Below are 9,360 nucleotides of genomic sequence, written 5' to 3' on the forward strand. Positions count from 1 at the left end.
ACCTATCTATTCAAGACTTCTTTATCTTAATTTATATGAAGAAATTAAAAAACTCTGAGCTCAATCGGATTAGTGTTGATGAATACAAAACAGCAAAAAAAACGCCGTTTATAGTTGTACTAGACAATATAAGAAGTCAAAGCAATATTGGTTCTGTGTTTAGAACTGCTGATGGATTTAGAATAGAATCTGTTTATCTCTGTGGAATTACAGCTCAACCGCCCCATCGTGAAATACAAAAAACAGCCCTTGGGGCTACCGAATCCGTTGATTGGAAGTATTTCGAGAAAACAACAGAAGCAATTGTAGAACTTAAGAATAAAGGCTATCAAATCTTTGCCGTTGAACAGGCAGAAAATAGCTATATTTTAGGAGAATTTACTCCAGATTTCTCCAAAAAATGCGCTTTTATATTTGGAAATGAAGTGAAAGGAGTTCAACAAAACGCTATAAATATTTCTGATGGATGTATTGAAATTCCACAATATGGCACAAAACATTCTTTTAATATTTCCATTTCTGTTGGAATTGTATTATGGGATATGTTTCAGAGGCAAAAAAAATAAATTTATTTTTTTTTGTGTTGAATACTTTTTTTAAGTATATTTACGCAACGTAATTCCGTTACGTTTTACGCATAAATGTTTTCTTAATCCAAATAAAATCAATACTTTTGCGTGTTAATTCAAAAACAAGCTAACGAAATCAATAAAAAAATCAGAATTATGAGAAATTTTCACAAAATTATTTTAACGTTTTTTGCATTTACTTTTGCCCTAAGCATAAGTACTTCTTATGCGCAAGAAACCGAAAAAGCCAGTAAGTCAACTGACTTCTCCAAGCATTACTTCTTCAATTGGAATATGGGATTTACCGATTTCTATGGAGATATGCACCCCGATAAAGCTTTCCTTTCAAACAATATGTTTGCCGGCGGCTTTAATTTTGGTTACCAATTCTCTCCTGTAATTGGAAGCCGTTTTAGCATCAGTAGTGGTCGTTTACTTTCAAGCTCAGACTACTCTGTAACTGAAATAACATCAAATTACCAATACGACTCTGACTATCTGAGGTATAAAGGACACTTTACAGATTTTACCGGACAAGTAATGGTAGATTTCACCAATATTTTTCGCGATAATAGTGATGCAAAATTTAGTTTTTATGGTTTTGGTGGTTTTGGTGTAATGTTCCAAAATGCAAATGTTTATGATTTTAGAGATGACGAAATCTACGACCATCCTCATAATGGTACAGATTATGGTGATTACGACCAAGCAGTAATGGTTTTTCCTGTTGGTTTCGGTGCTAAATATGCTCTAAATAGTAACTTCGACATTACTTTTGAAACAAGTATGCGTTTTACTGATAACGATTTATTAGATCAAACTTTAGGTGGAGATGCTGCTTTTAAAAATGATCGTTACCAATATACCAGTTTAGGGTTTACCTATAAACTTGTTGATGGATTTGGACCAAAATTTACTGCTACTTCTAGCGTATTTGATCCTTATTTCTACATAAATACAGACTTAGGATTTACCGATTTCTTTGGAGATTTACATCCTGATAATGTTTTTGGCAACTCAGAAATGTTTGCTTGGGGAGTCAAAGCCGGTTATCAATTCGACCCTATCTTTGGTGCAAGATTGAATGTAACTAATGGTCAATTGCTTTCACAATCAGATTATAAAATTACTACAGCTACAGCAAGCGGAATGCAATACGATACTGATTTGTTGAGATACAAAGGAACATTTACCGATGTAAGCGGTCAATTAACTGTTGATTTTACAAATATTTTCCGTGACAATAAAAACGCTAGATTTAGCCTTTATGGCTTTGGTGGTATTGGTGTAGCTTTCCATAACGGTAATGTTTATGATATGCGTGATGAAGACATTTATAATCATCCACACAATGATACTGATTATGGCAACTACAAAAATAATATAATCATTTTCCCTGCTGGTTTAGGAGCAAAATATGGCGTAACAGAAAATCTTGACGTTACCATAGAAACTTCTGCTAGGTTTACAGGATATGATTTAATGGATCAAACCGATGGTGGTAATATGATGATTAAAAACGACCATTATCAATACACCTCATTAGGATTTACATACAAATTTGTTAAAGCAGCATCAGCTGTATTAGGTGGTTCCGGTGAAGGTAAAATGATTCGTAATCATGAAACAGTTACTTACAAAGTTACTCCTGAAGTACTTCAAGAAAAAGGCGGAAAAGTTGCTTATGAGATTAGCGTTACTTTCCCTGAAAATTATTTCGGACGTGGTGCTGCTGTTGATATTGCTCCTGTATTAAAATATGGCGATCAAGAATTAGCTCTATCTACTCAAACATTTGTTGGTGAAGAAGTTGTAGGTATTGAAGGACAAATGGTACCTTACGAAACTGGCGGAACTTATACATTCTCAGGCGAATTTGATTTTACTCCTGAAATGGCAAGCTCAACCGTTGAAGTAACTCCTGTTGTATATGTACCTAAAGCAGGAACAGAAACAACATTTAAAAACTTAGCCGAAACTCAAGTAAAAATTGCTGATGGTATTATTCATACCGAAGATTTTGCCGGAGGAAACGAAGAGAGTTTATTAGCTGATAGTGGTTACGAACTAGAAACTGTAATTTCAAAAACAGGTAAATTGTACTTCCCTAAAAATCAATATACCTATAATAAAAGAAGAGGTTTAAATAGTAGCAAAAATGCGATAGCAGCAAGAGTTGCTGTTGATGAGTTCTTATCTCAAGGATGGGAAATTAAAAATATCACCGTCAATGCTTATGCTTCTCCAGAAGGTGAAGAAACATTAAATGCAAATCTTTCTGAAAACCGTGCTAAAGTTGCTGATAAGCAAATTCATAGCGAGTTACACAGATTAATCAAAGCAAAAAATTCTAAGATTAATATGGATAACTGTAGTGGTGTTGATTTCACAGTTGTTGGTAACGGTCCTGATTGGGATGGTTTTATGGCTGCACTTGAAGCTTCTAGTTTCGCAGATAAAAGCACTGTTTTAAACGTAATTAAATCTGCTGCTCCTGCTAAAAAAGAAGCAGAAATTAAGAATATGATTTTAATATATCCTGAATTAGAAAATATTCTTTCTCCTTTACGTAGAGCAGAAGTAACCGTTAATTGCTATGAGCCAAAACGTACTGCAGAAGAAATTGCAGCTCTTGCAACAACAAAACCAGAAGATTTAACTCTTCAAGAATTACTTTATGCTGCTACTTTAACTGAAGATGATGAAGCTCAAACAGCAATTTACAAAACTGCTGCTAATTTATTCGCAGACAGCTGGGAAGCTCAAACAAATTACGCTTATGGTGAAATCCTAAACGGCAACTATACTGATGCTCTTACTTATCTTGAAAAAGCAAATGCTCTTGCTCCAAATAATGCTACTATTTTAAATAATATGGGTGTTATTCATGCAAAACAAGCTGCTTGGGATAAAGCTAAAAAATGTTTTACCAATGCACAAAATTTAGGTGCTAATGAAAACTATAACCTAGGAGTTGTAGCAATTCAATATGGTGAATATGACAAAGCTCTTGAGTTATTTGGGTCTAGGAAATGCGACGTTAACGTTGGTCTTGCTCAATTAATGACTGGCAAATATGAAGAAGCAAAAGCAAATCTAAGCTGTGCAGAAGAAACTTGTAAAACCAATTACTTATTGGCTATAATAGGTGCTAGAACAGCAAATGATGCAGAAGTTTTTGCTAATCTTAAAAAAGCGTTTGAAATCAATCCTAAGTTAAAAGGTAAAGCATTAAACGATAGGGAATTCGTTAAGTATTTTGATAATGAAGAATTCTTATCTATAGTAAAATAATCTCATTTCTGATAATACTAAAGCCATTCGTCAAATGACGGATGGCTTTTTTTGTGCTATCACAACAATTTAGAAATACTTAATACTTAGCATATCAAATCCCAAATCCCTTATAAAATCCCTTTAGTCATTTTTTCAGTAATTATAGACCAATGCAAAATCTTTAAATTTGAATGGTACACAATCAGAAAAAAAGAAAGAGAATGGGGTTCTATAAAAAATTACAGTATCAAATAAAACCAAATATAAAATACTTTAAGCGATAAATAAAGCTTTAAACTTTTCCATCTGTACGAATCTTGGCGTTTAGTATACTAACATTTAGTTCAAAGCCTATAAGCAAGATTGTTGAAATAAAGTATATCCATAATAAAATAAGCAATAACGTTCCTATTGACCCGTATAAAGCGTTATATCTAGCCAAATTATTGGCATAATAGTTAAATCCAATATGAGTTAACATAATAACGAAAGTTGTAGAACTTGAACCGGCAGAAAAAAATCTGAATGGTCGCTTCTTTGCCGGTCCCCAATAATATATAATTGATATCCCAAAATAAGTTAATGCTATCAAAACTATCCAACGTAAAGAATCCAGTAAAAAATAAATAAATCTATCCTGCAAGAGACCTTCGCTCCTCAGGTACTGTAGTAATGCTGAACCCGCTATAACAAAAGTAATAGCCAGTACTAACATTAAAGATAAAACCAACATAAGAACAAATGCCACCCAACGCTGAGCTAATAATCCACGAGTTTCCATACTATGAAAGGATGCATTAAAGGCCTCTATCATTGAGTTTATTCCATTAGTGGAAAAAAACAAAGCCAATATAAATCCTATAGAGAGCAAACTCCCATGAGGTCTCATAATAATATCAAGGAAAGTAGATTGAACAGGCTCCCAAGCAGATTGCGGAATAATTTCCTCTAACAAACTCAAGAGTGTTTCTTGGAAATTATCTATCGGAATAAATGGAATTAGTGTAAAAAAGAAAATAAGAGCCGGGAATAAGGCTACAAAAAGATTAAAACTAATAGATGAAGAGCGAGTAGTAATTGCTCCGTTTACAAGACCTTTATAAAAAAAAGAAAAAACTCTGGAAATAGGCATCCCATCAAAGCCCGGCAAAGTAACGCTATGCACAAATTTATAGGCTTTTATATAAAGTTTTTTTACTCTTCCAGTCATTTTTGTTGATTAAATTGCCTTTAAACTCATATCCAAACTCTTGATTTGGTGGGTTAAAGCACCCACCGAAACAAAATCCACACCGGTCTCGGCATAAGGTCTAATAGTTTCTAATGTAATTCCACCCGAAGCTTCGGTTTCATATTTACCATCTATTAATTGTACAGCTTTATACATATTATCGACACTAAAATTATCAAGCATTATACGATCTACTCCACCTTTTTTTAAAACCCGATTCAGTTCTTCTAAGTTTCTAACTTCAATTTCTATCTTTAAATCTAATTTTTTTTCTTTAAGATAAGAACAACAAGCATCTATAGCCTTTTCTATTCCTCCCGCAAAATCAATATGATTATCTTTAATCATAATCATATCATAAAGCCCCATACGATGATTATATCCTCCACCAAATTTAACAGCCATTTTTTCTAATTCACGCAACAAAGGAGTAGTTTTTCTAGTATCTAAAAGTCGAGTAGAAAGCCCACTTATTCTTTCTGCATACATTGCTGTTGTGGTTGCAATACCACTCATACGCTGCATAAAATTCAAGGCTAACCTTTCAGCGGAAAGTATCGAAATTGAAGATCCTTCTATCTCAAAAACTACATCATCAATATTAACATTAAAACCATCATTAATCTTTTTTGTGAATTTTAATGTTGTATCAACAGCCATAAAAACACGTTTCGCAATATCTACGCCGGCAATAATACCTTTTTGTTTTACAATTAGTTGGGCTTTTCCAGTACTATTTTTAGGTATAGTAGATAGCGAAGTATGATCCCCCTCTTTAATGTCTTCAAGTAGGGCTTGCTTTATAATTTCATCAATTATCATTAAAGTTCCTCTTCTATTTGTAATTGAACAATTTTAGCATTTTTAAATAAAGCATAAACTCTATAAGTCTTGTCGACAGAAACGTATAAGCCAATAGCATACACAGTTCCATCATTAGAAGAGCCTTTATGCTTTATCTGAAAAGATTTCGGTTTGTCATTTTCGAAAAAACTCTTGAGTACACCTTTAGCTTGAGTTTTACTAAAAATGCCATCTGTATCTTTTATAGTTAAATCAACCGTGCTTGAGAACAAATCAGATAAACCAGAGTAATTAGCAGTCCTAATAGCTTCACTCATCTGCTTAATTGTACTTTCCAAAGATTGCGCCGTTACAGGGATAGTAAAAACACCTATTAACAGTATTACTAAAAACTTTCTATTAACCATTATATTATACTTTTATTTAGTACACATTTTCTATTAAAACCAAGTTCATTAAGAACCTATAGCAAAAATACCAATTTTTCAACATCATTCACAGGCTCATTCAATTCCTTTTATTACTATTAGTAGAATACTTAACATTAAAATGTTAAAGATTTGTACTTTTGCCTTCAAACAAGAAATGTACCATGGATATCAAACTAATCCTTCATGGCAAAACAGAAGACACTTATTTACAAGAAGGAATCTCTAAATATACTAAACGTCTAAAACATTATATTTCTTTTTCTGAAATAGTTATCCCAGCCTTAAAAAACACAAAAAAGCTTCGTTTTCAGGATATTAAGCAAAAAGAAGGCGCCTTACTTTTAACAAAAGTTAAATCAACAGACACTCTTGTATTATTAGATGAAAGAGGACTCTCCTTTTCTTCAAAGGAATTTTCAAGTTTTCTTCAAAAGCAAATGAACCAAAGCGTAAAAAGTTTAGTATTTGTAGTTGGAGGAGCATACGGATTTTCTGATGAAGTTTATAAACGTGCTAATTATAAGCTTTCGCTTTCAAAAATGACCTTTTCACATCAAATGATTAGATTGCTTTTTATCGAACAAATTTATCGTGCATTTACAATATTAAATAACGAACCTTATCATCATAAATAAAATCAATAGTAATATACGTCGACACTTTCAAACATTTAATTTATCCTTATCTTTGACTCCTAAAATTTACAAATGAAGTACTTTATCAGAACTTTTCTTTTGCTGCTTTATATCACAATATCAACATTTGTTGTAGCTCAGCAAGAAACGCTTGGGCAAAAAACAAAAGGACAGGGAACAACTGTAAATTCAGATGGCGAAGCTTCCGATGAAAACCTAAACCAAAACGATTCTTTATTAAATGTTGGAAATCTTAAAAATGTTAAAACTTATTCTTTTTATCCAAAATATATTGGTCGCCAACAAAAGGAAACTATAGATACAATATTATTCAATGTTGAATTTTATAGCCCAGTTAAGCAAGCTCAAATATTTTCTCAAGACTTAGGTATTATTGGATCAGCAAGTACTCCATTAATTATTGAGTTTAACCCAAAAACTTCTTTTGATATTGGTTTTCACGCATACGATTTATACATTAGAGATTTATCCGAGGTAGAATTGATAGAAACTACTACTCCATTTACACAACTGTCCTACACAATGGGACCGGAAAAAGAGAATGTCTTACAAATTCAACACGCACAAAGTTTTAAAGACAAACGAATAAAAGCCGGGATTGATTTTAAATTGTTCAATACTATTGGCTCTTATACACGCCAAAAAACGGACGTGAAAAATTTCAATGCTAATATAGCTTATCGAACAAAAGATAAACGCTATTCAGTAGAAGGCGTTTATTTTCATAACAAACTTATACTTCAAGAAAATGGAGGAATAGTTTACGACTCGCTCTACGAAGATAATTTAGAGACGAACCGACAAATAATTAGTGTTAATTTGGCAGGAGCCGAGAATTTTATCAAATATTCCGGTATTGGAGTACAGCAAGATTTTTATATTTCAAAAGCCGAGCCGGATTTTTCAGCAATTCCAGACACTAACACTCTAAATTTAGCAGGATATAGTGTTCAACATTATAAAAAACCTTATTTCGATCCAATTATACCACTCGGAAGATTATCACATACTTTTCTGTATTCTAAAGAAATTTATCAATATACCGATTCCGATGGAACTTCAGACTTTTACAATTCCGTACCAAATTTTCCAGAAGAAACAAGCAGTATATTCGACAGCATAGGTCATAGTGTAATTGAAAATACCATCAGCTATAGCAATTCTGCCTACAAAGATAATTTAGAAGATCCCAAATTTCTTACCTATTCCTTTGGACTTGGATTCAATGCCCATCGGTATCTTCAGTACAGCAAATCCATTTCAAGCAATTTTACCTTTACGGAAATCAATCCTCAAGCCAAATTACAATTATTTTTAACCAAGCAGTTTGGAATTCTCGCTACTGGACTCTATTCATACCGTAGCGATAACACATCTGCTTATAAAATCAATGGAGATTTAAGCCTTAAAATAAAGAAAAACACCTTTAATATAGCAATACTATCTTCCTCTACTCAAGCTAAATTAATGTATGAGCACTTTCTTAGCGATTACTTTCAATGGAACAATAATTTTAAAAACGAGAAAGTACAGGAAATTAGCTTCCAGTTTATACGAAAGGAAACAAAGATTAATGTCAAGACGGGACTACTACACGATTATCTTTATTTAGATCGTACGATAAGTCCTCAGCAATATAGCGCAGCCCTCTCCTATTTTAATATTTCTCTTGATCAAGAAATTCGAGTAGGCAACTTCGGTATAGACCTAAACCTTATTTATCAAGAAGTAAGTGATAAAAATATCATTCGGCTTCCGAAGATATATTCCAACACAAAATTATTTTACGCCAACACCCTATTTAAAGGAGCTATGGATATGCAGCTTGGAATAAATATCAGATATTTTAGTAGTTATTATGCAAATACATATATGCCAGCATTACGATCCTTTTACATTCAAGACGAAAAAGAATTTGGCAATTACCCCTATTTTGATGTTTTTTTGAATGCCAAAATAAAGAGAGCACGACTTTTCCTAAAGTATGAGCAATTAAACTCAAGCTTTATGTCTCAAAATTATTTTATCAGTCCTCACTATGCAAATGCAGATGCAGCTATAAAATTTGGTGTAATTTGGCAATTATTTAATTAATTTTTATTACAATTATTTTCATTAATTATTGATAACTAAATACTTAAATCCCCCTTAAAATTTACACTAAAACATTTCTTATTTTTTTGTATAAAACACTTTTTTCTTCGGGAATACTTTCTACATTTGCACTCGCTTTTGGCGGGGACATTGAGTCTTGTTTTAGAGCGAGAAAGCACATTGAAAATAAATTTTAATTTTTATCAAATTTTTTTTCAAAAAGGTTTGGAAAGAGCAAAATTTATTTATCTTTGCAGCCCCTTAACAAAGGGAAAAAAGAAGTTCATAGAAAGATTGAA

Annotated in this window: 7 protein-coding genes; 4 read left to right on the top strand and 3 right to left on the bottom strand. The window is 32.5% G+C overall.

Annotated elements, in window-relative coordinates:
• The first annotated feature begins 35 nt into the window (after positions 1–35).
• Together J7K39_06905 and J7K39_06910 are read left to right on the top strand one after the other, a co-directional pair.
• Entirely contained in the window at positions 36–566 is a 531-nt protein-coding gene (locus tag J7K39_06905; protein MCD6179617.1) for an RNA methyltransferase, read from the top strand.
• Positions 567–725: 159 nt separating this feature from the next.
• Positions 726–3,863 (top strand): hypothetical protein, encoded by a 3,138-nt coding sequence (locus J7K39_06910; protein ID MCD6179618.1) that lies wholly within the window; start codon positions 726–728, stop codon positions 3,861–3,863.
• 274 nt (positions 3,864–4,137) lie between these two features.
• On the opposite strand, the gene J7K39_06915 is transcribed toward J7K39_06910, so the two are convergent.
• Genes J7K39_06915 through J7K39_06925 form a run of 3 tightly spaced genes read right to left on the bottom strand, consistent with a single transcriptional unit; the run spans position 4,138 to position 6,287 of the window.
• Positions 4,138–5,055: a YihY/virulence factor BrkB family protein gene (locus J7K39_06915; GenBank protein ID MCD6179619.1), complete on the bottom strand. Its 918-nt coding sequence runs from the start codon at positions 5,053–5,055 to the stop codon at positions 4,138–4,140.
• Between the two features lie 9 nt (positions 5,056–5,064).
• Positions 5,065–5,898: a carboxylating nicotinate-nucleotide diphosphorylase gene (gene nadC / locus J7K39_06920; protein ID MCD6179620.1), complete on the bottom strand. Its 834-nt coding sequence runs from the start codon at positions 5,896–5,898 to the stop codon at positions 5,065–5,067.
• A complete protein-coding gene (locus J7K39_06925) occupies positions 5,898–6,287 on the bottom strand; it encodes a DUF4783 domain-containing protein (GenBank protein MCD6179621.1) in 390 nt (129 codons plus the stop codon). Before J7K39_06925 ends, nadC begins: the two co-directional genes overlap by 1 nt.
• A gap of 185 nt (positions 6,288–6,472) precedes the next feature.
• Between J7K39_06925 and rlmH the strand changes: the two genes are divergently transcribed.
• Together rlmH and J7K39_06935 are read left to right on the top strand one after the other, a co-directional pair.
• Positions 6,473–6,946 carry a 23S rRNA (pseudouridine(1915)-N(3))-methyltransferase RlmH gene (gene rlmH / locus J7K39_06930; protein ID MCD6179622.1) on the top strand — a complete coding sequence of 158 codons (474 nt, stop codon included), beginning with the start codon at positions 6,473–6,475 and terminating at the stop codon, positions 6,944–6,946.
• Positions 6,947–7,018: 72 nt separating this feature from the next.
• Positions 7,019–9,061, top strand: a complete 2,043-nt coding sequence (locus J7K39_06935; GenBank protein ID MCD6179623.1) for a hypothetical protein — start codon at positions 7,019–7,021, stop codon at positions 9,059–9,061.
• The last annotated feature ends 299 nt before the right edge of the window (positions 9,062–9,360 follow it).

It is taken from the genome of Bacteroidales bacterium (assembly GCA_021157585.1).
In the GTDB taxonomy this organism is placed as follows: Bacteria; Bacteroidota; Bacteroidia; order Bacteroidales; family UBA12170; genus UBA12170.